Annotated in this window: 24 protein-coding genes; 14 read left to right on the top strand and 10 right to left on the bottom strand. The window is 65.9% G+C overall.

Features of this window, described 5'->3' with window-relative positions; all coding sequences use genetic code 11:
• Positions 1-360: 360 nt before the first annotated feature.
• Entirely contained in the window at positions 361-723 is a 363-nt protein-coding gene (locus tag IF803_RS24670; RefSeq protein WP_016846500.1) for a darcynin family protein, read from the bottom strand.
• A gap of 140 nt (positions 724-863) precedes the next feature.
• Between IF803_RS24670 and IF803_RS24665 the strand changes: the two genes are divergently transcribed.
• The 9 genes from IF803_RS24665 to soxA all read left to right on the top strand — a co-directional run bounded on the left by IF803_RS24665 (position 864) and on the right by soxA (position 9,073).
• The gene (locus tag IF803_RS24665; RefSeq protein ID WP_411783657.1) at positions 864-1,424 is read left to right on the top strand and encodes a TetR/AcrR family transcriptional regulator; all 561 of its coding nucleotides are present in this window, start codon (positions 864-866) and stop codon (positions 1,422-1,424) included.
• Positions 1,425-1,524: 100 nt separating this feature from the next.
• Positions 1,525-2,922, top strand: coding sequence for an MFS transporter (locus IF803_RS24660; protein ID WP_411783658.1), 1,398 nt, complete (start codon positions 1,525-1,527; stop codon positions 2,920-2,922).
• A 153-nt stretch (positions 2,923-3,075) separates the two neighbouring features.
• Entirely contained in the window at positions 3,076-3,525 is a 450-nt protein-coding gene (locus tag IF803_RS24655; protein WP_461193768.1) for a (2Fe-2S)-binding protein, read from the top strand.
• A 10-nt stretch (positions 3,526-3,535) separates the two neighbouring features.
• The gene (locus IF803_RS24650) at positions 3,536-5,737 is read left to right on the top strand and encodes a xanthine dehydrogenase family protein molybdopterin-binding subunit (protein WP_461193767.1); all 2,202 of its coding nucleotides are present in this window, start codon (positions 3,536-3,538) and stop codon (positions 5,735-5,737) included.
• 58 nt (positions 5,738-5,795) lie between these two features.
• Positions 5,796-7,067, top strand: a complete 1,272-nt coding sequence (locus IF803_RS24645) for an FAD-dependent oxidoreductase (RefSeq protein WP_411783661.1) — start codon at positions 5,796-5,798, stop codon at positions 7,065-7,067.
• A 31-nt stretch (positions 7,068-7,098) separates the two neighbouring features.
• A complete protein-coding gene (gene soxX / locus IF803_RS24640) occupies positions 7,099-7,509 on the top strand; it encodes a sulfur oxidation c-type cytochrome SoxX (RefSeq protein ID WP_411783664.1) in 411 nt (136 codons plus the stop codon).
• A gap of 9 nt (positions 7,510-7,518) precedes the next feature.
• The gene (locus tag IF803_RS24635; protein WP_411783662.1) at positions 7,519-7,983 is read left to right on the top strand and encodes a SoxY-related AACIE arm protein; all 465 of its coding nucleotides are present in this window, start codon (positions 7,519-7,521) and stop codon (positions 7,981-7,983) included.
• The gene (soxZ, locus tag IF803_RS24630; protein ID WP_038383936.1) at positions 7,983-8,303 is read left to right on the top strand and encodes a thiosulfate oxidation carrier complex protein SoxZ; all 321 of its coding nucleotides are present in this window, start codon (positions 7,983-7,985) and stop codon (positions 8,301-8,303) included. The genes IF803_RS24635 and soxZ overlap by 1 nt, the downstream gene beginning before the upstream one ends.
• Positions 8,300-9,073: a sulfur oxidation c-type cytochrome SoxA gene (gene soxA, locus IF803_RS24625; protein ID WP_461193766.1), complete on the top strand. Its 774-nt coding sequence runs from the start codon at positions 8,300-8,302 to the stop codon at positions 9,071-9,073. The genes soxZ and soxA overlap by 4 nt, the downstream gene beginning before the upstream one ends.
• Before the next feature lie 126 nt (positions 9,074-9,199).
• Here the strand turns inward: soxA and IF803_RS24620 are convergent, their stop codons facing one another.
• The gene (locus IF803_RS24620) at positions 9,200-9,973 is read right to left on the bottom strand and encodes a ferredoxin--NADP reductase (RefSeq protein ID WP_461193765.1); all 774 of its coding nucleotides are present in this window, start codon (positions 9,971-9,973) and stop codon (positions 9,200-9,202) included.
• Between the two features lie 146 nt (positions 9,974-10,119).
• Between IF803_RS24620 and IF803_RS24615 the strand changes: the two genes are divergently transcribed.
• The 3 genes from IF803_RS24615 to IF803_RS24605 all read left to right on the top strand — a co-directional run bounded on the left by IF803_RS24615 (position 10,120) and on the right by IF803_RS24605 (position 13,952).
• Entirely contained in the window at positions 10,120-11,316 is a 1,197-nt protein-coding gene (locus IF803_RS24615; protein WP_304499188.1) for an amidohydrolase family protein, read from the top strand.
• A 464-nt stretch (positions 11,317-11,780) separates the two neighbouring features.
• Positions 11,781-13,181 (top strand): selenium-binding protein SBP56-related protein, encoded by a 1,401-nt coding sequence (locus tag IF803_RS24610; protein WP_461193763.1) that lies wholly within the window; start codon positions 11,781-11,783, stop codon positions 13,179-13,181.
• 102 nt (positions 13,182-13,283) lie between these two features.
• Positions 13,284-13,952 carry a hypothetical protein gene (locus IF803_RS24605; RefSeq protein ID WP_461193762.1) on the top strand — a complete coding sequence of 223 codons (669 nt, stop codon included), beginning with the start codon at positions 13,284-13,286 and terminating at the stop codon, positions 13,950-13,952.
• 225 nt (positions 13,953-14,177) lie between these two features.
• Here IF803_RS24605 and IF803_RS24600 read toward each other — a convergent pair whose 3' ends face one another.
• From IF803_RS24600 to IF803_RS24565, 8 genes are all read right to left on the bottom strand, one after another.
• Entirely contained in the window at positions 14,178-14,633 is a 456-nt protein-coding gene (locus tag IF803_RS24600) for a MarR family winged helix-turn-helix transcriptional regulator (RefSeq protein ID WP_461193761.1), read from the bottom strand.
• A gap of 15 nt (positions 14,634-14,648) precedes the next feature.
• Positions 14,649-15,353, bottom strand: coding sequence for an ABC transporter ATP-binding protein (locus IF803_RS24595; protein WP_461193760.1), 705 nt, complete (start codon positions 15,351-15,353; stop codon positions 14,649-14,651).
• On the bottom strand, positions 15,350-16,141 hold the full coding sequence (locus tag IF803_RS24590) for an ABC transporter ATP-binding protein (protein WP_016842451.1): 792 nt from the start codon (positions 16,139-16,141) through the stop codon (positions 15,350-15,352). The genes IF803_RS24595 and IF803_RS24590 overlap by 4 nt, the downstream gene beginning before the upstream one ends.
• Positions 16,138-18,027, bottom strand: a complete 1,890-nt coding sequence (locus IF803_RS24585) for an ABC transporter permease (protein ID WP_461193759.1) — start codon at positions 18,025-18,027, stop codon at positions 16,138-16,140. Before IF803_RS24585 ends, IF803_RS24590 begins: the two co-directional genes overlap by 4 nt.
• A gap of 151 nt (positions 18,028-18,178) precedes the next feature.
• Positions 18,179-19,393, bottom strand: coding sequence for an ABC transporter substrate-binding protein (locus tag IF803_RS24580; RefSeq protein WP_461193757.1), 1,215 nt, complete (start codon positions 19,391-19,393; stop codon positions 18,179-18,181).
• Positions 19,394-19,421: 28 nt separating this feature from the next.
• Positions 19,422-20,006 (bottom strand): amino acid synthesis family protein, encoded by a 585-nt coding sequence (locus tag IF803_RS24575; protein WP_016842455.1) that lies wholly within the window; start codon positions 20,004-20,006, stop codon positions 19,422-19,424.
• Between the two features lie 16 nt (positions 20,007-20,022).
• Entirely contained in the window at positions 20,023-20,931 is a 909-nt protein-coding gene (locus IF803_RS24570; protein ID WP_461193755.1) for a UPF0280 family protein, read from the bottom strand.
• Positions 20,928-22,376 carry a 6-hydroxynicotinate reductase gene (locus IF803_RS24565; protein WP_461193753.1) on the bottom strand — a complete coding sequence of 483 codons (1,449 nt, stop codon included), beginning with the start codon at positions 22,374-22,376 and terminating at the stop codon, positions 20,928-20,930. The genes IF803_RS24570 and IF803_RS24565 overlap by 4 nt, the downstream gene beginning before the upstream one ends.
• A 275-nt stretch (positions 22,377-22,651) precedes the next feature.
• Between IF803_RS24565 and IF803_RS24560 the strand changes: the two genes are divergently transcribed.
• Together IF803_RS24560 and IF803_RS24555 are read left to right on the top strand one after the other, a co-directional pair.
• Positions 22,652-23,119: a (2Fe-2S)-binding protein gene (locus IF803_RS24560; RefSeq protein ID WP_461193752.1), complete on the top strand. Its 468-nt coding sequence runs from the start codon at positions 22,652-22,654 to the stop codon at positions 23,117-23,119.
• A complete protein-coding gene (locus tag IF803_RS24555; protein ID WP_461193751.1) occupies positions 23,119-26,661 on the top strand; it encodes a molybdopterin cofactor-binding domain-containing protein in 3,543 nt (1,180 codons plus the stop codon). The genes IF803_RS24560 and IF803_RS24555 overlap by 1 nt, the downstream gene beginning before the upstream one ends.
• Positions 26,662-26,672: the final 11 nt, after the last annotated feature.

The raw sequence follows: 26,672 nt of genomic DNA, 5'->3' as shown, positions 1-26,672 counted from the left end.
TGTCCGTGCAATGCGCGTTCCCTCTTGCGGCCCGATCTGACGCCGGGCCTGCTTGTATACCAAGGGTAGTCGATCGCGACTGTGACGCAAGCTATCCGAAAGTCGCTTGGGCGCGCTTCTGTGACGCAGCGCGGGAACACGAATTCGGATTGATCGCGCTCGCGGGCCACAATCTCGGTGTCGTCCCTGCGAAAGCAGGGACCCATACCCCGCGGCGGATGTTGTGAGCGGGACTCGTCGTATCAGCATCGCGCAACAATCGGCATTTGTGGTTATGGGTCCCTGCTTTCGCAGGGACGACAGTGGCTGTGTAGGCTGCCGGGACGTCGGCCCGGAACAGTCCGGGCCGACGTCGGCGTTCTAGGCAAGGTAATTGCCTTCGAGCGCCGGCATGATGTCGAGCACTTCGAAGTAATGGTCCCAGAACCTCGTCTCGCGCAGGTGGTCGCAGAACCACGCCCAGGCCGAGAGGTCATCGGTCTCGCAGATCATGACGTCGGTCGCCCTGGTCGAGAAGGCCTCCGGCTCGAACCAGCGCACCTTCAGCTCCGGACGGCGCCGGAGCAAAGGAATGACCTCCTCATGCAGGAAGGCGAGGCGCTGCTCGGTCTTCAGGTCGAGCCAATGTCGCGTGGTCTTGACCATGACGAAGATATGAAACCTGTGCGGATCGTCCTCGTGCTCGGGAAGCACGGGGGACGAGGTCGTTTGCAGTGTCACCATTGATCGGTTCTCCTTTCACGCCCATAATGTGAGTAATTGCTCATATTCGACAACTCGCGTTTTGGGAGATGCCCGTCATGCCGGCGAAGCGGCGCATAAAGGCCCGGAAACAGCCGCTTCAGCAGCGTTCGCGGGAAACCGTGGCGGTCATTCTGGAAGCGGCGGCTCGCGTTTTGGAGGCGCGCGGGCTCGAGGGCTACAACACCAATGCGGTGGCCGAGCGCGGCGGGATCAGCGTCGGCTCGGTGTACCAGTACTTCCCCAACAAGGACGCGCTGACGCTGGCATTGATCGCCAGGTTCGAGGACGCGCTGCTGGCAAAAGTGCGGGATGCGGTCGCAGCTTCCGAGGGCAAGAGCCTGACGGCGTCGCTCAGCCTGATCGTCCGGGCCCAGTTCGAGGCGCATGCCGAGCGGGCCGGGCTCAATCGCATTCTGGAGGCCGAGGAGGATCGCCTGCGCCCGGCGTCGTCGGGCGCGTCAGCGGCCGGCGAATTGAAGGAACTGGTCGCGGCGCTGCTGGCCCGGCATCGCCGTGAGATCGCAAGGCCAGTCGACGATGACGCCATCGAGGATCTGATCGTGATCAGCCGCGCCATGGTCGACCATGCGCTTCAAAAGGACCTCTCGCAGGCCGCGGCCAGCCGTCGGGTGCTGCGCGCCATCGAAGGATATCTGTTCGGTCCGCGGCCGGACCTTTGACACTTCCGGCTAGGCCGCTTCGCATACGCATCATGCAATGCCGCGGCTGGGGAACGGGATGCCGGCGTAGTACATGGCGGTCCCGGAGACATTTTCAGGTATGCTCGAGAAGACCCCGACCACCGCGGCAGCGGCGCCGATCACCGATGGACTGCCTTGGGAGACCCGGCGCTGGGCGGTAGCGGCGATCTTCACGGCGCTGGCGATGGCTTCGCTCGATACCGCGATCGCCAATATCGCGCTGCCGGCAATCGCGAGCGATCTGCATGTCAGCCCTGCGGAAGTGGTCTGGGTCGTCAACGTTTATCAGATCGCGCTGGTCGCGACGCTGCTGCCGCTCGGCGCGCTCGGCGAGATAGTCGGCCATCAGCGAATCTATCTCGGCGGCCTGCTGCTGTTCACATTGGCGTCACTCGGCTGCGCGCTGGCGTGGTCGCTGCCGAGCCTGCTGGTCGCGCGCACCTTGCAGGGGCTCGGTGCCAGCGGCCTGATGAGCGTCAACACCGCGCTGGTGCGCTTCGTCTATCCGAGCCGGATGCACGGCCGCGGCTTCGGCCACAATGCGCTCGTGGTCGCGACCGCCTTCACGCTGGGGCCGACCATCGCGTCCGGAATCCTCGCGCTCGGACCATGGCCCTGGCTGTTCGCCGTCAACATTCCCTTCGGCGTCGTCGCGTTGCTGATCGGCATGAAGACGCTGCCGACGACGCCGCGTGCCACCCACGCTTTCGACTTCACCGGCGCGGCACTGGCCTGCGCCTGTCTCGGCCTCTTCATCATTGGCATCGGCAGCGCCGCGCACAAGGCCGCGCCGGCGCTCGTCATCGCCGAGCTTGTCGCCGCCGTGCTGTTCGGATGGATCCTGACCCGGCGGCATGCCGATCATCCGGCGCCGATGTTGCCGATCGACCTGTTCCGGCGGCCGATCTTCGCGCTGTCCGCCGCGACCGCCGTCTGCTCATTCGCTGTGCAGGGCCTCGCCTTCGTATCGCTGCCGTTCTACTTCGAGGACATATTGCACCGCTCGCAAGTCGAGACCGGCTTCTTCATGACGCCCTGGCCGCTGGTGGTCGCCTTCATGGCGCCGATCGGCGGCCGGCTGTCGGATCGCTATCCGGCCGGCATCCTCGGCGGCATCGGCATGCTGCTGCTCGGGCTTGGCATGGTGCTGCTCGCGACCCTGCCGGCCGAGCCCAGCGTCGCCAACATCGTCTGGCGCACGATGATCTGCGGCATCGGCTTCGGCTTCTTCCAGACCCCCAACATGAAGGCGATCATGTCGAGCGCGCCGTCGCATCGGAGCGGCAGCGCCAGCGGCATCGTCGCGACCGCGCGGCTGACCGGGCAGACCACCGGTGCCGCCCTCGCCGCGCTCTGCTTCGCGCTGGCCGACCGCGAGGGCGCCACCGTGGCGCTGGCGCTGGGTGCCGGATTTGCCGCGCTCGGCAGCGTCATGAGCTTCCTGCGGCTTGCGGTCGCTTCGCCGCAAAAGTCATGACAGGTATGCGGCGCGCACAGTGCGCGGCCAAACACCACAGCATCAACTTTCTTTCGCGCTGCGAGCGCATTTTCTTGATTTGAACCGTTCCAGTTTCAAGGCCAACATCGCCCCGCAGTCCGGTCGGAGGATCGGACCATTCAGGGGATCGCGATGGCAAACCTCAAAATCAACGGCAAGACAATAAATGTAGACGTCGAGGACGACACGCCACTGTTGTGGGCGATTCGCGAGAACGTCGGACTGACAGGGACCAAATACGGCTGCGGCATCGCCCAATGCGGCGCCTGCACCGTGCATATCGACGGCGTCGCGATGCGCTCCTGCGGCGTGACGGTGAGCGAGGCGGCCGGCAAGGACATCACCACGATCGAGGGTCTCGCGGCGGGCGGCGTGATGCACAAGGTGCAGCTCGCCTGGATCGCCAGCGACGTGCCGCAATGCGGCTATTGCCAGAGCGGCATGATCATGGCCGTCGCGGCGCTCTTGAAGGACAATCCGAAGCCGACCGACGACGACATCAACGACGCCATCACCAATATCTGCCGCTGCGGCACCTTCCAGCAGGTGCGCGAGGCGATCCATGCTGCCGCGAACGCATAAGGACGCAGCGATGAACCAGCACGTCATGCCAAAACTGAATCGCCGCGCCTTTGTGATCGGCACCGCAACCGCCGGCGCCGGCCTCGCGCTCGGCCTCGACCTGCCGTTCGGCGGCCCCGCCGTGGTGCGCGCAGCCGACGGCGCGCCTGAAGTCAACGCGCCTGAAGTCAACGCTTGGGTCGTGATCCGGCCCGACGACACCGTGGTGATCCGCATCGCCCGCTCCGAGATGGGCCAGGGCACGCTCACCGGCCTCGCCCAGCTCGTCGCCGAAGAACTGGAATGCGACTGGTCGAAGGTCACGACAGAATATCCGACGCCCGGCCAGAGCGTCGCCCGCAAGCGCGCCTGGGGCGATTTCTCGACCGGTGGCAGCCGCGGCATCCGCACCTCGCAGGACTATGTCCGCAAGGGCGGCGCCACCGCGCGCGTGATGCTGATCCAGGCGGCGGCCAATGAGTGGAAGGTGCCGGCCTCGGAGTGCACGGTCTCCAACGGTGTCATCACCCACACGGCCTCGGGCAAGACAACGACCTACGGCAAGGTCGCGGAAGCCGCGGCCAAGCTCGAGCCGCCGGCCGACGTCAAGCTGAAGGACCCGAAGGACTGGACCATCGCCGGCAAGGGCCTGAAGCGGCTCGACACATCAGACAAGACCACCGGCAAGATGGTCTACGGCATCGACGTCAAGCTGCCGGGCATGCTGAACGCCGCGATCAAGGACTGCCCGGTGTTCGGCGGCAAGGTGAAGAGCTTTGACGAAGCCAAGATATCAGGCATGAAAGGCGTCAGGAAGGTGGTGCAGGTCGGCGACAGCGCCGTTGCCGTCGTCGCCGACACCTGGTGGCACGCCAAGACCGCGCTGGATGCGCTGCCGATCGTCTGGGACGAAGGCCCCAACGCCAAGGTCTCCAGCGAGACGATCGCGACATGGCTCGCCGAAGGTCTCGACAACGCGCAGCCGGCCTACATCGGCAACCAGAACGGCGACGCCAAGGCGGCGATCGGAGGCGCTGCCAAGAAGGTCGAGGCGGTCTACAGCTATCCTTACCAGAACCACGCCACGATGGAGCCGATGAACGCCACCGTGCTCTACACGCCTGACAAATGCGAGGTGTGGTGCGGCACGCAGAATGGCGAGGCGGCCTTCGCGGCGGCGCTCGAGGCCTCCGGCCTGCCGGCGGAGAAGGTCGACGTGCACAAGCTGATGCTCGGCGGCGGCTTCGGCCGGCGCGGCATGACCGACTATGTGCGGCAGGCGGTGGCGATCGCCAAGCAGATGCCGGGCACGCCGATCAAGCTGTTGTGGTCGCGCGAAGAGGATATGCAGCACGGCAAGTATCACCCGATCACCCAGTGCAGGCTGACGGGTGCGTTCGATGCCGACAACAATCTGGTCGCGCTGCACTACCGGCTGTCGGGTCAATCCATCCTGTTCTCGGTGCGCCCTGAAGCATTGCAAAACGGCATGGACCCCGCCGCATTCCAGGGCGTCGCGCAAGCCGGCGAGGCCGCGATCGGCTATTCGGTGCCGAACCTGCTGGTCGAGCATTCGATGCGCAACCCGCACGTCCCGCCGGGCTTCTGGCGCGGCGTCAACGTCAATCACAACGCGATCTACATGGAATGCTTCATGGACGAGTTGGCGCTGTCCGTCGGCCAGGACCCGCTCGAATTCCGCCGCAAGCTGATGGGCAAGCACCCCAAGCATCTCGCCGTGCTCAACGCCGTGGCCGAGAAGATCGGCTGGGGCACGCCGGCGCCGCGGGGCGTCTATCGCGGCATCGCGCAGGTGATGGGCTATGGCAGCTATGTTGCCGGCGCCGCCGAGATCTCGGTGACCGACGGCAGCAAGATCAAGGTGCATCGCATCGTCGCCTCCACCGACCCCGGCTATGTCGTCAATCCGGCGCAGGTGGAACGGCAGATCGCGGGCTCCTTCGTCTACGGCCTCAGCGCGCTGTTCTACGGCGGCTGCACCGTGAAGGACGGCCGCATCGAGCAGACCAATTTCGACACCTACAACTCGATGCGCATCAACGAAATGCCGAAGGTAGAAGCGGTGATGGTGCCGAGCGGCGGGTTCTGGGGCGGCGTCGGCGAGCCGACCATCGGCGTTGCGGCGCCGGCGGTGCTGAACGCCTATTTCGCCGCGACCGGAAAGCGCATCCGCAGCTTCCCGCTGCGCAACCAGAACATCAGCTTCGCCTGATCAAACCGGAAGCGGCGGCCGCAACCGGCCGCCGCTTCCATTTTTCGGATTCTCGTGCATGGCCGTCACGCGTCATCAGACGCGCAGGGATGTGATCCGTGGCGCCGCTGCCGTCGCAGCGGCCGCCCTGGCGCGTCCGGCGCTGGCGCAGGCTGCGCCGCGCATCGCGGTGATCGGCGGCGGCTTCGGCGGCGCGGCCTGCGCGCGGGCGCTGCGGCGGCTCGACACCAAGCTTCAGGTTACGCTGATCGAGCCGAACAGGACTTTCACCGCCTGCCCGTTCAGCAACGAGGTGATCGCGGGTCTGCGCGAGCTTGCCGCGCAGCAATTCACCTATGACAAGGTTGCGGCCGACGGCATCACGGTCGCCGCGCAGGCGGCGACGAAGGTCGATGCCCAGGCGCGCAGCATCGCGCTCGCTGACGGCACGACGCTGCCCTATGACCGGCTGGTGCTGGCCCCCGGCATCGACATGCACTTCGAGGCCCTGCCCGGCTATGACGAGGCAGCGGCCGAGAAGATGCCGCACGCCTGGAAGGCCGGCGAGCAAACCATGCTGCTGCGCAAGCAGCTTGAAGCCATGGACGACGGCGGCCTCGTCGTGATCGCGGTGCCGGCTGCGCCGCTGCGCTGTCCGCCCGCGCCTTACGAGCGCGCCAGCCTGATCGCGCATTATCTGAAGGCGAACAAGCCGCGCTCGAAGATCCTGGTGCTCGACGCCAAGGACAATTACTCGCAGCAGAAGCTGTTCGAGAAAGCGTGGTCAGAACTCTATCCCGACATGATCGAACGGATCGCGCTGTCGCAGGGCGGACGGGTGACGTCGGTCGATCCCGCGACCAACGAGATCGTCACCGACTTCGGCAACTACACCGCCGCGGTCGCCAACGTGATCCCGCCGCAAAGGGCCGGCCGCATTGCCGCGATCGCGGGCGCTGCGGACCACACAGGCTGGTGCCCGATCGATCCCGTCAGCTTTGCCTCGAAGCTCGTTCCCAACATCCACGTCATCGGCGATGCCGCGATCGCCGGCGGCATTCCGAAATCCGCCTCCGCCGCGGCGGCGCAAGGCCGGGCCTGCGCGGCCGCGATCGTCAATTCACTTGCGGGCAAGGCGCCGGAGACGCCGCGGCTCGATGGCGCCTGCTACAACACGGTCGCTCCCGGCTACGCCTTCTCGCTGAAGGGCATCTATCAACCCAAGGAAGATCAGTACGCCGAAGCCGAGGTCACCACGAGCCCGGTCGACGCGCCGCGCGAAATGCGCCAGCAAGAAGCTGACCAAGCGCTCGACTGGTTCAAGAGGATCACGGGAGAGGCCTTTGGCTAGGCTCGCCCGCACAACCTTCCTCGCCGCGGGACTGTTCGCAGCCTGCTGGCCTGCATGCGCCGAGGAGCGACGGCCCTACATCGTCGTGGGCGATGCGATTCCAGCCTCGCTGACGGGAACCAAAGGCGATGTCGTGCGCGGCCGCGCGCTGATCGTCGAGCGTTCCTCCACTTGCATCCTCTGTCACAGCGGCCCATTTCCCGAGCAGGCGTTCCAGGGCGACCTCGCGCCGAACCTCAGTGGCAGCGGCAGCCGCTGGTCGGAAGGACAGTTGCGGCTCCGCCTGGTCGATGCGTCGCATCTCAATGCAGCGACGATCATGCCGTCCTACTATCGCGTCGACGGGCTCGCGCGGGTCGGCACCTCATGGCGCGGCAAGCCGATCCTGTCGGCGGAGCAGATCGAGGATCTCGTGGCTTACTTGACGACACTGCGGAACTAGGACCAAGCGATGGCGATTTCCGACCACACCACACGCCGGACATTCCTGAGCCTTACTGGCGGTGCCGCCGCGCTGGTGATCGTGCGCCCCGTGGACGCGTCGCCGGCAATGCTGTCGGCCGCGATCCGCAATGTCGTCGGCGAGGCCAATGTGCGCACCGGCAAGGTCAAGCTCGACATTCCGCCGCTGGTCGAGAACGGCAACACGGTGCCGATGACGGTCAGCGTCACGAGCCCGATGACGGCGGACGAGTATGTGAAGAGCATCCATGTCTTCAACGAGAAGAACCCGCAGCCGAACATCGGTAACTTCTATCTCGGGCCGCGCGCCGGACGTGCCCAGGTGTCGACCCGCATCCGCCTCGCCGACAGCCAGAAGGTCACCGCCATCGCGCGGCTGTCCGACGACACGTTCTGGTCGGCCACCGCCGACGTCGTGGTGACGCTCGCCGCCTGCACCGAGGAGGCGATCTGATGCCGTCGGCCCTGATCAACGTCCCGGCCAAGGCCAAGCGCGGCAGCGTCATCGAGATCAAGACGCTGATGTCGCACATCATGGAGACCGGCTACCGCCACACCGCCTCGGGCAGCGTAGTGCCGCGCGACATCATCACGAGCTTCACTTGCCGCTTCAACGGCGAGGAGGTGTTCCGTGCCGATCTTTATCCCGCGATCGCGGCCAATCCGTTCATCACCTTTTTCACGACGGTGACCGAGAGCGGCAAGTTCGAGTTCGAATGGATCGGCGACAAGGGATTTTCGGAGACCGCCCAGGCTTCGATCACGGTCGAATGAAGATTGCCGTCTGCATCGCGCTGCTGACGGCGACGGCGGGCGCGGCGCTCGCCGACGGGATCCGGCAAGGCGAACGCCGCTCCGGCTACAGCTTCATGAGCGCCGACAGCAAGGCGATGCAGGACGAGGACACCGCCAATCCCGGCATGCTGTCCGTGCTCGACGGCGAGGCGCTGTGGACGCGCAAGACCGGCACCGCAAACAAGGCCTGCGCCGACTGCCACAACGACGCCAGCGCCAGCATGAGGGGCGTCGCGGCACACTACCCGGCCTTCGACAAGGCGCTGGGCAAGCCGGTCGACCTCGAGGGACGGATCAACCTCTGCCGGAGCAACCACCAGCAGGTCTCGCCCTTCGCCTATGAAAGCCGCGAGCTGCTGGCGCTGACCGCCTATGTCGCACGGCAATCGCGCGGCATGCCGATTACGGCCGGCGACGATCCGGAGCTCGCGCCGTTCGTCGAACAAGGCCACGCGCTGTTCATGCAACGACAGGGCCAGCTCAATCTCGGCTGCACCAACTGCCACGATGATAACTGGGACAAGAAGCTCGCGGGCAGCGCGATCACGCAAGGCCAGCCGACCGGCTATCCGCTGTACCGGCTGGAATGGCAGGCGCTCGGATCGCTGCAGCGGCGGCTGCGCGCCTGCATCACCGGCATCCGGGCGCAGGCCTATGATTATGGCTCGCCCGAGCTGGTCGAGCTCGAGCTCTATCTGATGACGCGGGCGCGCGGCATGCCGGTCGAGACGCCGGCGGTCAGGCCCTAGCGTCAACCCTCATGGTGAGGAGCGCGAAAGCGCGTCTCGAACCATGAGGCCCCAGTCGGGCCTCCCCTTCGAGACGCTTGCTGCGCAAGCTCCTCACGGTGAGGAGACGGAGTAACTGCGTAGCGGTCAGCGCTCGGCGAACGCCTTCTCGACCACGAACTGGGCGGGCTCGCCGTGATTGCCCTCGACGAAGCCGCAGCCGTTCAGCAGCGTGCGGGTGTCGGCGACCAGCGCGGGCGAGCCGCAGATCATGACGCGGTCATGCGCGGCGTCGAGCGCCGGCAGGCCGATGTCGGTGAACAGCTTGCCCGAGGTGATGAGGTCGGTGATGCGGCCACGGTTGCGGAACGGATCGCGCGTCACGGTGGGATAGTAGATCAGCTGGTCGCGCACCAATTCGCCGATCAGTTCGTCCTGCGGCAGCTTCTCGGTGATCATCTCGCCATAGGCGAGCTCCTTGACGCGGCGGCAGCCGTGCAGCAGCACGACCTTCTCGAAGCGGTCGTAGGTCTCGGGATCCTTGATCACGCTGAGGAACGGCGCAAGCCCCGTGCCGGTGCCGACCAGATAGAGGTTGCGACCATCCTCGAGGTTGTCGATGACGAGCGTGCCGGTCGCCTTGCGGCTGACGATGATCTCGTCGCCTTCCTTGAGGTGCTGGAGGCGCGAGGTCAACGGGCCGTCCGGAACCTTGATCGAGAAGAATTCCAGCGTGTCCTCGTAATTCGCGCTGGCGACGCTGTAGGCCCGCAGCAGCGGCTTCTCGCCGACCTTGAGCCCGATCATGGTGAACTCGCCGTTGCGGAAGCGGAACGACGGATTGCGCGTGGTTTTGAAGGAGAACAGCGTGTCGGTCCAGTGGTGAACGCTGAGGACGCTTTCCTGGTTGAAATTGCTCATCGTCAGTTTCCTTGACGCGCGGGCCGGATTGGCGGCAAAATCATTTGTACACGATCGTTCGTATACAAATAAATAATCCAGCTTGATCCGGCCGTCAAGCCACGGGCACAATGGCCGGCGAAGGCGTTGAACCAAAAGGAAAAACCATGGCGCACGATGCACCCCAGGCGACCGGTCCGAGCAAGCTGGTGATCCGCAATATCGGGCTGTTGCTGTCGGGGGCCCTGGAGAAGCCGATCCTGGATGCCGATACCATCGTCGCCGAGAACGGCAAGATCACCGCGATCGGCCGCCTCAAGGACGTCGACACCGAAGGCGCCACCACCATCGTCGATGCCAACGGCACGACGGTCGCGCCCGGCCTGATCGACAGCCACGTCCATCCCGTCGCCGGCGACTGGACGCCGCGGCAGAACCAGATCAACTGGATCGACAGCTACCTGCATGGCGGCGTCACCACCATGATCTCCGCCGGCGAGGTGCACATGCCCGGGCGTCCGCGCGACGTCGTCGGGCTGAAGGCGATGGCGATCTTCGCGCAACGCGCGTTCTGGACGCTGCGTCCGGGCGGCGTGAAGGTGCATGCCGGCGCGCCCGTGATCGAATGCGAGATGGTGGAGGACGATTTCAAGGAGATGGCCGCCGCCGGCGTCAAGCTGCTCGGCGAGGTCGGGCTCGGCGGCGTCAAGGATGGACCGACCGCGCGGAAGATGGTCGGCTGGGCGCGCAAATACGGCATTCAGAGCACGATCCACACCGGCGGCCCGTCGATCCCGGGCTCCGGCCTGATCGACAAGGATGTGGTGCTGGAAGCCGACACCGACGTGGTCGGTCATATCAATGGCGGCCACACCGCCCTGCCCGACGACCAGATCCGCTGCATCTGCGAGGGCTGCAAGCGCGGGCTCGAGCTGGTGCATAACGGCAATGAGCGCTCGGCGCTGTTCACGCTGCGCACGGCGCGCGAGATGGGCGATTTGCACCGTGTCATCCTCGGCACCGACGCGCCCGCCGGCTCCGGCGTGCAGCCGCTCGGCATCTTGCGGATGGTCTCGCTGCTGTCCTCGCTCGGCGAGCTCCCGGCCGAGCTGGCGTTCTGCCTTGCGACCGGCAACACCGCACGGATGCGCGAGCTCGATTGCGGCCTGATCGAGGTCGGCCGCTCGGCCGATTTCGTGCTGATGGACAAGGCGCAGCATTCGCCGGGCAAGAACATCCTGGAGAGCGTTCAGCTCGGCGATCTTCCGGGCATCGGCATGACCATCATCGACGGCATCGTCCGCACCCAGCGCAGCCGCAACACGCCGCCCGCGGGCAAGGTGCCGGAGATCGTGGCGAAGTGACGTGCACCAAAGCCGTTGCGCGGAGGTGAAACATATTCGGTGTCGTCCCGGCGAAGGCCGGGACCCATAACCACAGGGTTGGATTGTTGAGAACGGCTGTGGCTCCAGCGCTGCGTAACAATGCCCTTCGGTGGTGATGGGTCCCGGCCTTCGCCGGGACGACACCGAGCGTTTGGTGCCGCTCGTGAGTCACACATTCACTTGCTCCCAGGGTGATAGTGCCGGATCGGTTTGCTCAACCCCTTGAGCGGGCTGCCAGATAGCGCGCCCGGCGGCGCGCGGCTTTGCCGCGCCGCCTGCGTAACCGAACCTTGTTTTCACCTGTCACCATTGCGGTGTATCCTGACCGCAAGCGAACCTTAGCCGGCGGCACTCGCAAGAGGCATTTTTCGATCCGGAATAGTTCTTGCTGCTGCGCGCCGCCATGCCGTGTTGATCTACACCAGGCAATCAGGAGGCAGCCGATGACGATGAGGCCAGATCCTACGTTTCACGCGTCGCCGAAGCTCGCGATGGAAGCGCCGGCCGAGAGCTTTGCCTACACCGTGCTGCTCAGTCCGGATTTTTCAAAGCCGGACGCGCTCGCGGTGATCGACGTCAAGCCCGGCTCGCCGACCTACAGCAAGATCGTCCATACGGTGACGATGCCCAACAAGGGCGACGAGTTCCACCATTTCGGCTGGAACGCCTGCTCGTCGGCACTGTCCCCGCTGGCCGGACACGCCTTCCTCGAACGTCGCTATCTCATCATCCCCGGCATGCGATCGTCCCGGATCTATATCGTCGACACCAAGCCGGATCCGACGCAAGCGAAGATCCACAAGATCATCGAGCCCGAGGAAATCTTCAAGAAGACCGGCTACTCGCGACCGCACACCATCCACTGCGGGCCGGAAGGCATCTATGTCAGCACGCTCGGCGGAAGCGGCAAGGACGGCACCGACGGGCCGCCCGGCATCTTCATCATGGACTGCAAGACATTCGAGGTGCTCGGCCGGTGGGAGATCGATCGCGGCCCGCAGACCAAGCATTATGACTTCTGGTGGAACCTGCCGCGCGACTACATGGTGAGCAGCGAGTGGGCCTTGCCGCCGCAGTTCGAGAACGGCATCGTGCCGGAAGACCTGCTGTCGAACAAATACGGCCACCGCCTGCATTTCTGGGACCTGCGCGCCCGACGCAATGTCCAGACCATCGACCTCGGCGCCAACCATCAAATGGCGCTGGAGGTGCGTCCGGCGCATGATCCGGTTCGCGAACACGGCTTCGTTGGCGTCGTGGTCGACACCACGAACCTCGAGGGTTCGATCTGGACCTGGTGGCGCGAGGGCGGCAAGTTTCACATCGAGAAGACGGTGACGATCCCACCCGAGCCTGCATCGAAAGACCAGCTGCCGCCGCTGTTGCAGGGTTTCGGCGCGGTACCTCCGCTGGTGACCGACATCGACTTGTCGATGGATGACAAGTTTCTCTACGTCGCCTGCTGGGGCACCGGCGAGATGCGCCAATACGATGTCAGCGATCCGCGCAAGCCGAAGCTCGCCGGATCGGTCCGCATCGGCGGCATCGTTCATCGCGCGCCTCACCCGAACGGACAGGCTTTTGCCGGCGGGCCGCAGATGGTCGAGATCAGCCGCGACGGCAAGCGGGTGTACTGGACCAATTCGCTCTATTCGACCTGGGACAACCAGTTCTATCCGCAAGGCATTCCCGGCGCCGAGGTGATGGCGAATGCAAGCCCGGGCGGAGGCCTCGAGCTGGCGAAGGATTACTGGGTCAGCTTCCCCGACGGCTACCGGGCGCACCAGATCCGGCTCGATGGCGGCGACTGCTCGACCGACTCCTTCTGCTATCCGTCGGTCTAGAACGCTTTCGAGCGAAGTGGGTACCGGTTCGCGTGAAGAAGACGCGTCAAAACAAGAACCCAGAGACCGTTCCGCTTCGATCGGAACGGAAAGGGCCGTGACGTGAGCCCGGCCGACTGGACTCCGGCCTGGCTGTGGCTGGCGGTCATCGCGAGCGGCCTCTACCACGGGATCAACCCGGGCATGGGCTGGCCGCTCGCGGTTTCTGCGGGATTGATGCAGAGAAGTTCGCGCGCGCTGGTGACCGCGCTTGGCCCGCTGGCGATCGGTCATTTGCTGGCGATGCTCCTGGTGATCCTTCCGTTCGCGCTGCTGATCACCGTCGTCGAATGGCAGCGCACGATCCGGATCGGCGCCAGCCTTCTCGTCATCCTGTTCGGTGTCTATCGACTGATCGACCGGCGCCATCCGCGGGCCCTGGCGCGGATACCGCCGACGCAACTCGCTTTGTGGTCGTTCGCGGTGGCGATCGCCCATGGCGCGGCGCTGATGCTGGTGCCGATCTATCTGGGGCTGTGCCGCGAGGCGGAAGCGGACCAGGGCCATGCGGCCGCCAACAGCCTGATCGACACCAGTCTCACGATGGCCGTGCTGGTCTCGATCGTTCATGCCGCCGCGATGATCGCCGCCGGCGGATGCCTGGCGTGGCTGGTCTACCGCTACCTCGGGCTCAAATTCGTATCCCGGAGCTGGTTCAACCTGGACACGGTTTGGGCCCTCAGCCTGGTGCTGGTGGGTGTCGTTGCGCTGGTGCTTGGCCTTGCAGCGTAGTCCGGACGCGGCACGCTGCCCAATCGGCAAGGTTGCGGAGGTCGTGACGACGTGAGGCACGATAGATGACCCGTCATCCCCGCGCAACGGCTTTGCCGTTGTCGCTGGAGGTGCACGCGCTAGCGTGCCTCGAAGGGTGAACGGCCCGCGGCAGACAGCCGGGCCGTCGACCCTTCGAGACGCCGCGCTCCGCGCGGCTCCTCAGGGTGACGGTGATAGATTGTGTCAGCGAAGCTTGCCGAGCAGCGCCATCAGCGTCTCGCGCTCCTTGGCGTCCAGCGGTGCCAGCGTTTCCCTGGAGATCGCAAACGCATTCGGCGCGGCCTTGTCGGCCATCTGCTGGCCGGCGCGCGTCAGGCTCACGAGCAGCCGGCGGCCGTCGTCGGGATCGGGCGCGGTCTCGGTCAGGCCGCGCGCGGTCAGGCGATCGATGACGCCCTTGATGGTCGCAACATCCATCGAGGTCAGCCGCCCGAGCTGGTTCTGCGAGCAGGCGCCGACCTCGGACAGCTTGGACAGCGCCGCCCACTGCGTCGGCGTCAGATTGATGCCGATCTCGCGGGCGAAGATCACGGCGTGGCGCTGCGACACCTGGCGCAGGATGAAGCCGATCTGCTCATCCAGCACGTATCCCGGCTTGGTCGCCTTCCCGTTTCGCTTCGGTGCCGCACTCCTCGCCATCGTCCACCCCGCCCGTTACAGCGACAGATGCGCGTCGCGGACATCCGGACGCGCATCGAGTTCCGCCATGGTGCCGCCGAAACAGATCCGGCCGCGCTCGATGATGTAGGCGCGATCCGAGATCAGCCGGGCGAAATGCAGATTCTGCTCGGAGACGACGATGCTGACGCCCTCTTTCTTCATCGCCAAGATCGCATCGACCATCTGCTCGACGATTTTCGGCGACAGCCCCTCCGAGGGCTCATCGAGCAGCACCAGCGACGGATTGCCCATCAGCGTGCGCGCGATCGTCAGCATCTGCTGCTCGCCGCCGCTCATGCGCCCGCCGGGCCGGCCGCGCATCTCGCCGAGGTTCGGGAACAGCTTGAACAGTTTTTCGCGGTCCCATTGCGGCGCGCCTGCCCGCCTCGGCTGGCGGCCGACCTCGAGATTCTCCTCGACCGTCAAATCCGTGAAGATGCGCCGCTCCTCCGGGACATAGCCGAGCCCGCCGCGCACGATCGCATGCGTCGGCAAATCGGAGACGTCCCGGCCCTCGAACATGACGCGGCCGGAGCGGTTCTCGACCAGGCCGACGATGGAGCGGAACGTGGTCGATTTGCCGGCGCCATTGCGCCCGAGCAAGGCGACCACTTCGCCCTCGCCGACCTCGAGCGCGATGTCGAACAGAATATGCGCCGGGCCGTAGAAGCTGTTGAGATCCTTCACCGTCAGCTTCATGCCGATGCTCCCTCGCGGTGCCGGGCGTCATAGACGAGGCCTTCGCCGAGATAGATCGCACGCACCTGGGCATTGCCGCGCACTTCCTCGGGCGAGCCTTCGGCGATCAGGCTGCCGCGGTTCAGCACCAGGATGCGGTCGGCATGCTCGAACACCACGTCCATGTCGTGCTCGGTGAACAGCACGCCGATCGACTGCTCGCGTGCAATCCTTGCCGTCAGCCGCATCAGCTCGACGCGCTCGCGCGGCGCCATGCCGGCGGTCGGCTCGTCCATCAAGAGCAATTTTGGCTGGTTGGCGAGCGCGATCGCAAGCTCGAGCCGCTTGACGTCGCCATAGGCGAGCTCGCCGCAGGGCCGCTCCGCATAGGCGCCCATGCCAACCAGATCGAGCAGCCGTCCGGCCTCGTCGCGCGCGTGGCGGGCGGTCGAGGCCCACAGATTGAACAATTGCCCGCCATGCGAGACCAGCGCGACCTGCACGTTCTCGCGCACCGTCATGGTGGGGAACGTCGCCGCGATCTGGAAGGTGCGGCCGACGCCCATGCGCCAGATCACGCGCGGCTTCTTGCCGGTGGTCTCCGCGCCCAGCACGCGGATGCGGCCGCTGTCGGGAATGTTCTGGCCGTTGAGCATGTCGAAGCAGGTGCTCTTGCCCGCGCCGTTCGGCCCGATCAGCGCCAAAATCTCGCCGGCGCGCAGTTCGAAGGAGACGCCGCGCACGGCATGCACGCCGCCATAGGATTTGGTCAGCCCCTCGACCGACAGCAATGTGGGAACCATGCTCATTCGGCGCTCTCGATGCGGGAGGTCAGCAAGGGCGATACCGACGACGAGGACTTGCGCCGGCGATGCATGAAGGCTTCGAGCGTGCCGACGATGCCCTTCGGGAACGCGACCACGATCAGCACGACGAAACCGCCGAGCACCAGCTTGGAAAGATCGGTCTGGCTAACCAGCCAGATATTGAGCGCCTTGTAGACGATGGCGCCGACCACGGCGCCCGACACCGTTTCGACGCCGCCGAGCAGCACCATGACCAGCGCATCGACCGACAGCGAGATGCCCATATTGTCGGGGAACACGCTGCCCTTGAGATAGGCGAACAGCGCGCCGGCCAGGCCGGCGACCGTGCCCGCGATCACGAAGGCGGTCCACTGGATGCGCTTGCCGTCGATGCCGATGGCTTCGCTGCGCAGCGGAGAATCGCGCGTCGCGCGCAGCGCGAAGCCGAACGGCGAGAACACGATGATGCGGAGGATCACGACCGCGAGCGCGGCGATGCCGAGCGACAGCCAGTAGAAATGAGACGGGCTCGCCGCCCATTTTTCCGGCCAGACCCCGAGGATGCCGTTGTCGCCGCCGGTGACCGACACCCATTGAAACGCGATCGACCAGACGATCTGGGCAAAGGCCAAGGTCAGCATCGCGAAATAGACCCCGGAGAGCTGCACCGCGAAGAAGCCGAATACGGCGGCGCCAAGTAGCCCGAGCAGCGGCCCGAGCAGCAGGCAGGCAATCATCGGCAAGCCCGCCATCTTGGCGAGCAACGCCACGCCATAGGCGCCGAGGCCGAAATAGGCGGCGTGGCCGAACGAGGCGAGCCCGCCGACCGACATCAGGAAGTGCAGGCTGACCGCAAAGATCACGAAGATCGCGATCTCCGAGCCGACCGTGAGCACGTAATTGCCGGCGACGAACGGCAGCGCGGCGGCGAGCACGAGCACGGCGATCGCGGCGAACCGCTCGTTCATCGTCAGCGGCCGCCACGGATTGACTGTGAGACCGGGCGTGCGCCGTGCCGGCGCCTCCGGTTTGCCGAACAGCCCCCACGGCCGGACGATCAGCACCACCGCCATCACCAGGAACACCAGGATGATGGAGATCTTCGGGAAGATTAGGATGCCGAAGGCGTTGAGCTCGGACACCAGCACCGCCGCGACGAAGGCGCCGATGATGCTGCCGAGGCCGCCGATCACGACCACGACGAAGACCTCGACGATGACACGCAAATCCATCGCGTGATTGACCGCATCGCGCGGAATCTGCAGCGCCCCGCCGAGCGCGGCGAGGAAGACGCCGAGCGCGAACACGCTGGTGAACAGCCATTTCTGATTGACGCCGAGCGCCGCGACCATGTCGCGGTCCTGCGTCGCGGCGCGCACCAGCACGCCCCAGCGGGTGCGCTGGAACAACAGCCAGAGCACACCGAGCACGACCGGCCCGAGCACGATCAGGAACAGATCATAGCTTGGTATGTTCTGGCCGAAGAAATCAATCGCGCCCTTGAAGCCGGGCGCGCGGCGGCCGACCAGATCGTCCGGGCCCCAGATCAGCACCACGAGATCCTCGACCATCAGCGTCAAGCCGAAGGTCGCGAGCAACTGGAACAGCTCCGGCGAATGATAGATCCGGCGCAGCAGTACCATCTCGACCAGCACGCCGATCGCAGCAACCGCCAGCGCGGCAACGACGATGCTGCCCCAGAAGCCGAGCGCGCCGGAAAAGCGCTCGGTCAGCGTGAAGGCGACATAGGCGCCGAGCATATAGAACGCGCCATGCGCGAAATTCACGATCCGCGTCACGCCGAAGATGATCGACAGACCCGAAGCGACCAGGAACAGCGACGCCGCGCTGGCAAGACCGGTCAGGAACTGGACGACATAGAAGGCCATGGGCGGTCCGCTTCAACGTGAACTTGCATCAGGGCCTCATCCTTCGAGACGGCGCTCCGCGCCTCCTCAGGATGAGGAGCGAGACCCTCATGGTGAGGAGCGCGGCAACGCCGCGCGTCTCGAACCACGAGGCCCCGCTATATTCGCAACCTCAATCCTTCGGCCGCAGCTTCTCGATCTCGGCATCGCTGGGCAGATAGTCAGCCCCCTTGCGATAGGCGGTGTCGACCATGATGCCCTTGCCGTCCTTCAGCGCGGTCTTGCCGGTGAAGGCGCCGAGCGTCGACTGGTGATCGATCTTGCGGAAGGTGATCTCGCCGAACGGCGACGGCATCGAGATGCCTTCCGCCGCCGCGATCAGCTTCTCCGGATCGCTCGAGCCGGCCTTGGCAAGGATCGCCGCCGCCGCCTTGATGGTCTGGTAGCCGACGATCGAGCCGAGCCGCGGATAGTCGTTGTACTTGCCCTGATAGGCCTTCAGGAACGCGTCATGCTCCGCCGTCTTGATCGCGTACCAGGGATAGCCGGTGACGATCCAGCCTTCCGGCGTCTCGTCCTTTAGCGGATCGAGATATTCGGGCTCGCCGGTCAGGAAGCTCACCACCGTGCGGCCCTTGAACAGGCCGCGGGTGTTGCCTTCGCGCACGAGCTTGACGAGGTCGGCGCCGAAGGTGACGTTGAGGATCGCTTCCGGGTTCGCCGCGGCAACCGCCTGCACCACCGGGCCGGCGTCGATCTTGCCCTGCGGCGGCCACTGCTCGTCGACCCACTGGATATCGGGCCGCTTCGCCGACATCAGCTTCTTGAACACCGCGACCGCCGACTGGCCGTATTCATAGTTCGGCGCGATCGTCGCCCAGCGTTTTGCGGGCAGTTTTGCGGCTTCTTCCACCAGCATCGCGGCCTGCATGTAGTTCGACGGCCGCAGGCGGAACGTATAGCGGTTGCCCTTCGACCAGGTGATGGCATCGGTCAAAGGTTCGGCCGCGAGGAAGAACACCTTCTTCTGGTTGGCGAAGTCGGAGACGGCAAGGCCGATATTGGAGAGGAACGTGCCGGTGAGCATCGCGACGTTCTCGCTCGACACCAGCTCGTTCGCCGCGGTCTGCGCATCCGCCGGCTTGCCGCCGTCGTCCTTGGAAATAACCACGAGCTTCTTGCCGCCAATGCCGCCCGCCGCGTTGATCTCCTCCACCGCAAGCTGCCAGCCCTTGCGATAGGGCTCGGTGAACGCCGGCAGCAAGGAATAAGAGTTGATCTCGCCGATCTTGATTTCGCTCTGCGCCATGGCCTGCGTCGTCATGGCACTCGTTGCCATGGTCGCGACCGCGATCGCCAATCCCGCCCCTACGAAATAACCACGCATCCCGTCCTCCAGTTTTTCTTCAAAGAGATTATCGCAATCCGTCTTCGCCCTTGATCTCGCCGACCGTCAACCCGCCGACGCGCGGCAGCGGCCGCCCGCTGTCGGTTACCGCGACCGCGACCATGATCTCGTTGGCCCGCGGCGCGTCGTTGATCTGCACCTCCATGCCGTCGAAATGGCTGCGCACGAAAGCGGCGTCCTTGTGCCCGAGCGGAATATCCAGCGTGGTGCCGGGGCCCGAGCGCTTCTTCGACGACGGGATCAGCGCCGCGCCCTTCGACAGCACCTTGCGCACCGGCGCGCCCATCTTCGGATGCAGGATCGCCGCCGCATGCTCGAGCTCGCCATTCTCGCCGACCGCGGCGGCCTTGCCGTAGCTGTGCGCCTTGGCGCCGTCGATGCCGAGCGCGGCGACGGCCCGTTTCGAAAGCAGTTCGCCGAGTTCCTCGCCGATCGCGATCAGCGGCGACAAATCCTCGACATAGCGGCCGGCAAAGGGGTTCTCGATCACGGCGATCGCGGCGGCGCGCCTTGTCGGCGGCGCGATGGTCTTGCCCATCTCCAGATGGGTCTCCTCGACCACTGTGACGATCTTGCGAATGACGGCGCTCATCTTGCCTCGCTCCCGGTCATGCCCGCAGCATGTGTTCTGTCGTTCTTCGTTGAAACGCGTGCGGCGCCGGCGTTCCGCTGCCAGTTGCACCGACAATTTGCGTTTCGCCCAGTAGACGCAATGCCGCGCCCTCGATCAATCCCGACATCAGGAGGTCGCGCGCCCGCGCTGCCCCCGCCTCGAGCGCCTGATCGATCTCGTGTTCCGAGAGCCGCCCGACATCGCGGGTCACCAGCCGCGCGCCGAGGTCGCTGTCGGGCTGCAATTCGCTCGCCGGACAGCGCAGGATCGCGGGATGATCCGGCAGATCGACCGCATTGGCGATCACCGTCGCCGCGGCATCGGCCTGCGACGCCGTCCGCGCCAGCACGGTGACGGCATCGGCAATGCCGAGCGAGAAACTGCGGCCGTGACGGCCGCTGGTCGCGATGCCGCGGACCGGCGTGTCGGCATCGACCGTCATGGTGCGCATCACGCCGTGACGGTCGGGCCGATCCATCAGGCCGACGGTGAATTGTTCGCCGTCGCCGAGATGCAGGGCAATGTCGCCGCCATTGTTGACATAGGCGCGGTCGAGCGGCCCGGCCTCAAGCATCGCGCCGAGGATTTCCTCGGCGACCGAACCTGCCACCGCCGCCATCGGCGTGATGAAGCCATCGGCGGCAAACGGCGCGACCGCCGCATGCATACGCCGCGCGACCACGCCCTTCAGCGCACAATGATCGGGACGCGCCGCACTACGGAGTTCGGCAAGTTCCGCGCAGAGTTCGTCGAGCAGACCCGTGAAGCGCTCGGCGGCGGCCTGATAGGCGGAGCTGATATCGGCATCCCCGCCCTTGGCCTCGATGACCAGATCAATCGGGCCGTCCTGCAAATGCAGCCGCTTGCCGTCAGGAAGAAGCGCGATTTGCGGCAGTCGGGTCATGCGCGCCGCCCGGGAAGAAACGGCATCGGGCGGACCTCGGCGCTGTCCCGCAACGAGGACAGCGGCCGGACATAGTCCATATGGCCACCGAGCGCCGCATAATCGGACATGCGCATCGTGAACTCGATCGGCGCCACCAGCGCCGGGGTCGGCACATAGCCGAAGGCGCCGGCGGGCATCTGCGTGACGTCGACCATGTAGGTGATGCCGCCGCCGGGCCAGACATAGACCGGCGCGCCGCCGCTGGTCACCCGCGTCAGCGCGTCCTTCACCGAGCGTGTCAGCCGCACCGGATTATCGGTGACGCCGGCGCGCAGCGATCCGCCCGCGCCGCCCATGAACAGCACGGTGCACAGCGCCGGCTCGCAATTCTCCTGGATGCGCTCGACCGAGAACTTGAGGTCCGCGGGCATCTCGGTCTCGACCGGCTTCAACGCCTCGTCGAGCACGTAATAGGACGCATGTTCGCCGGTGGTCGAGACCATCAGCATGGTGAGCCCGGGCCGTGCCTCCTTCGCATTGAAGGGGCCGAGGATCGACAGCGGATCGGAGATGTTGGTGCCGCCCCATCCGGTGCCGGGATCGGCGACCTGGAAATAGCGGCCGGGCGTCGAACGCCGCCCCTTCATCTTGATGCCGGTGTCGGCGATATCGAGCAGCTTGCCGGCCTGGTGCTCGCTGAGCACGCCGGTGATGTGGTCGTCGACCACCACGACCTCATCGACCTTGCCGTGCCATTGCTTGGCGAACATGCCGATGGTCGCCGAGCCGCATCCGACCCGCATGCGCTCTTCTGCCACACCGTTGACGATCGGCGGCCTGCCGGCCTGCACCACGACGGTGGCGCCGCCGTCGATCGTCAGCTCGACCGCCTTGCAGTTGGAGAGATCCATCAGCGTGTCGCAGGTGACGCGGCCTTCCTTCTTGGAGCCGCCGGTCAAATGATGCACCCCGCCGAGCGAGAGCATCTGCGAGCCATATTCGCTGGTCGTGACATGGCCGACCGCCTCGCCGTCCGCGCGCACGATCGCGGTCTCCGGCCCGAGATAGCGGTCGGTGTCGATCTTCACCTTGACGCCGCAATACGAGAAAATGCCTTCGGTCACCACGGTGACCATGTCGACGCCGTCGACCTCCGACGACACGATGAAGGGCGCCGGCTTGTAGTCCGGATAGGTGGTTCCGGCGCCGATCGCCGTGACGAACAGTTCGGGCTGGCGGACGATCTTGCCATCCCAGTCGCCGCTCACCTGGAACGGAACCAGCTTGCCGCCATGCGACACGGTGCGCTCCAGCACGACATGCGGATCGACGCGCACCAGCGTGCCGTCATGATTGGCATAGCGGTCGCAGGCGCCGGCCGCGCCCGGCTTGATGTAACACATCACCGGACAGGCATCGCAGCGGATCTTGTCGCCGGCGGCGACGGTCATTGTGTCAGCCATCGTGACCAAGCCTGGACTTGTGGCGGCGGTCGATCATACTGCCCTTCCGCCTCCCATGCATATCGTTCGTATACGAATGATCCTGCGCGCGAGCCCGTGACCTGTCAAGCGGCCTTTGCAATCAAACCCTGCCCTTCGCGTGCGCACCCTGTTCATAAAGCGGGCACGCGCTGCAGCGCGGCATGCCGCCGCTTGCACGTTTGTATACAAACGTTATCCTCGTCGGCGATCTGACGCTGACGTTGCAGCGCAAACATCAAGGGAGAACCGGGGCAATGCGCCTGACCGTGAACGGCAGGAATCACGATGTCGACGCCGCTCCCGACACCGCATTGCTTCACGTGCTGCGCAACGACCTCGAATTGAACGGACCGAAATATGGCTGCGGGCTCGGCGAGTGTGGCGCCTGCGCGGTGCTGATCGACGGCGTCGCCGCGCGCGCCTGCCTGATTCCGATCGAGGGCTGCGCCGGACGCAACATCGTCACGCTCGAAGGCCTCGGCAGCCGCGAGCACCCCGATCCGGTGCAGGATGCCTTCATCCGCGAACAGGCGGCGCAGTGCGGCTATTGCCTCAACGGCATGATCATCACCACCAAGGCCTTGCTGACGCGCAATCCAAATCCGTCCGAGCATGAAGTGCTGGAGGCGCTGCGCTACAATCTCTGCCGTTGCGGCGCGCATATCGAGATCATCCGCGCGGCGATGCGCGCGGCCGGCCACGCGCTCGAGGCGCGCGATTGATGGTCGAGGCACGGCCTCCCGAGCAACGCCAGCGCGGCTCGCTGTCGATCGTCCGCCCTGCGGTGCTGGGCGCGGAAGGCGCGTTGGAGACCTTCATCACCATCACTGCCGACGGCACGGTCAATGCCTATAACGGCCATGTCGATCTCGGCACCGGCATCCGCACCGCGCTCGGACAGATCGTTGCCGAGGAGCTCGACGTCTCCTTTGCCCGCGTCGTCGTGATCCTCGGCGACACCGCCGTGGTGCCGAACCAGGGCCCGACCATCGCAAGCGAGACCATCCAGATCACGGCCGTTCCCCTGCGCAAGGCCGCCGCCCAAGCGCGGCATTTTTTGCTCACGCGGGCCGCCGAGCGACTGGAGTTGCCGGCCGGTGACCTCACGATCGAGGACGGCCTGATCCGCGGTCACGACAACCGCAGCGTCACCTATGGCGAGCTGATCGCGGACGAGATCATCCGGCTCGATCTTGCCGATGAGGTTCCGGTCAAGGCCGTGAGCGCCTATTCGGTCGTCGGCAAGTCCGTGCCGCGCGTCGATCTGCCGGCGAAGGCCACCGGCGAGCTCGTCTATGTCCACGATGTGCGCGTGCCCGGCATGCTGCACGGCCGCGTGGTCCGCCCGCCTTACGCCGGCGTCGATGCCGGCCCGTTCGTCGGCACCAGCCTGATTGCGGTCGATGAAGCCTCGGTGCGCGATATTCCAGGCCTCGTCGCGGTGGTGCGGATCGGCGATTTCGTCGGCGTCATTGCCGAGCGCGAGGAGAATGCGATCAAGGCTGCCGCGCAGCTCACGGTGAGCTGGAAGCCGGGGCCGGCGCTGACCGATCTTGCCGACGTGGAGAAGGCGCTGCGCGCCAATCCCTCGACGCCGCGCCAGCTGATCGACAAGGGCGACGTCGACGCCGCGCTCAAGGCGGTCGCCAAGCCGATGCAGCGGACCTATCTCTGGCCCTACCAGATGCACGGCTCGATCGGCCCGTCATGCGCGGTTGCCGATTACAGCGAGGGCGCGATCCGGGTCTGGTCCGGCACGCAGAACCCGCACATCCTGCGCGGCGACCTCGCGCTGCTGATCCAGCGGCCGGAGTCCGAGATCGACGTGATCCGGATGGAGGCGGCCGGCTGCTACGGCCGCAACTGCGCCGACGATGTGTCCGGCGATGCGCTATTGCTGTCGCGCGCGGTCGGCCGTCCGGTGCGCGTCCAGCTGACCCGCGAGCAGGAGCATGCCTGGGAGCCGAAGGGCACCGCGCAGCTGATGGACGTCAATGGCGGGCTCAACGCCGACGGCAGCGTCGCCGGTTACGATTTCGCGACACGTTATCCCTCGAACGGCGCGCCGACGTTGGCGCTGCTGCTCACCGGGCGGATCGCGCCTGAAGCGGCGGTGTTCGAGATGGGCGACCGCACCGCGATCCCGCCCTACGACTACGAGAACATGCGTGTCGTCGCCAACGACATGCCGCCGATCGTGCGCGCCTCCTGGTTTCGCGGCGTCTCGGCGCTGCCGAACACCTTTGCGCATGAATCCTACATCGACGAGCTTGCGGCGGAGGCCGAGGTCGATCCGATCGAATACCGGTTGCGCTATCTCAGGGATAAGCGCGCGATCGATCTCGTCAATGCGGTTGCCGAGCGCGCCGGCTGGACGCCGCGCCCGGTGTGGAAAGAGCCCGAGGCGGACGGCGACATCGTGCGCGGCCGCGGCTTTGCCTATGCACTCTACGTGCACAGCAAGTTTCCCGGTTACGGCGCAGCATGGTCGGCGTGGATCGCCGATGTCGCCGTCAACAAGGCGACCGGCGATGTCAGCGTGACGCGCGTCGTCGCCGGCCAGGATTCCGGATTGATGATCAATCCGGAAGGCGTGCGGCACCAGATCGAAGGCAATGTGATCCAGTCGACCAGCCGCGCGCTGATGGAGGAGGTCTCCTTCGAGCGCGGCGCGGTGACGGCGCGGGAATGGGGTGCCTACCCCATCATCAAGTTTCCTGAGCTGCCGAAGATCGATGTGCTGATGCTGCCGCGGCAGGACCAGCCGCCGCTCGGCGTCGGCGAGTCCGCTTCGGTGCCGAGCGCCGCCGCGATCGCCAACGCGATCTATGACGCGACCGGCGTGCGCTTCCGCGAATTGCCGTTCACGCCGGAACGCATTTTGAAGGGACTGCGCGGCGAGCAGCCAACAGCGCCCGCCCCGATCCCGCCGCCCGCGCAGACGGCCGACCTCAACAAATGGCAGAATCCCTTTGCAAAGCGCGGCGGCGTGCTTGCCAGCATTGCCGCACTCTGCGCAGCCGCGATCGGCATCGGCGCGGCCGTGCTGCCGTGGCGCGCGATCGCGCCAATCGCGCGGCCCGATGCATCGGTGTATTCCGCCGCGACGATCGCGCGCGGCAAGGAGCTCGCGGCGCTCGGCGCCTGCGCCGTCTGCCACACCTCGGAGCATGGCGTTCCGAACGCCGGCGGCCGGCCGCTCGAGACGCCGTTCGGCACCATCTACACCACCAACATCACGCCCGATGTCGACACCGGCATCGGCGCCTGGTCCTATCCCGCCTTCGAGCGCGCGATGCGCGAGGGCATCCATCGCGACGGGCGCCATCTCTATCCGGCGTTCCCGTACACGCACTTCGCCAGGACCAGTGATGCCGACCTGCAGGCGCTCTATGCCTATCTGATGGCGCAGGTGCCGGTGCGCGCCGAAACGCCGGCCAGCGCGCTCACCTTTCCGTTCAATCTGCGGCCGCTCCTCGCCGGATGGAATGCGCTGTTCCATCAGGCGCAGGCATTCCAGCCCGATCCATCGAAGTCAGCGAATTGGAATCGCGGCGCCTATCTGATCGAAGGGCTCGGCCATTGCAGCGCCTGCCACTCGCCGCGCAATGCGCTCGGCGCCGAGCGGCAAGCGGCCTATCTCGCCGGCGGCTTCGCCGAGGGCTGGGAGGCGCCGGCGCTGACCTCGCTATCGAAAGCGCCGATTCCCTGGAGCGAGGACGAGCTCTACGCCTATTTGCGCACCGGCGAGTCCCGCCTGCACGGCGTCGCCGCAGGGCCGATGGCGCCGGTCGTGCAGGAACTCGCCGCGCTGCCCGACCAGGACATCCGCGCGATGGCGGTCTACCTCGCCTCGTTCAACGAGACCGCCGACCGATCGGCCCACGACGCCATGGCAGCCAAGCTCGAAGCCGGCACCGTTGTGACCACGGCAGCCTCGACCGGCGCGCGGATCTATCAAGGCGCCTGCGCGGTCTGCCATGAGGTCGGCGGCCCGCCGCTGTTCGGCAGCCGGCCGTCTCTGGCACTCAACAGCAATTTGCACAGCGACGCGCCCGACAATCTGATCCAGGTGATCCTGCACGGCATCGCCAAGCCGGCCGTGACCGATCTGGGCTACATGCCGGCCTTCAAGGACAGCATGAGCGACGGCCAGGTCGCCGAGCTCGTCACCTTCCTCCGGCGGCAATTTGCCCCTGACAAGCCGGTCTGGACCGATGTCACCGCCACGGTCGGCCGTATACGGCAGACCATAGCGCGCTGACCTGCCATGTT

The sequence above is a fragment of the Bradyrhizobium sp. UFLA06-06 genome, from assembly GCF_054820065.1.
Note: the sequence above shows the minus strand (reverse complement) of the source record. Positions and strands in the feature narration are given on the sequence as shown.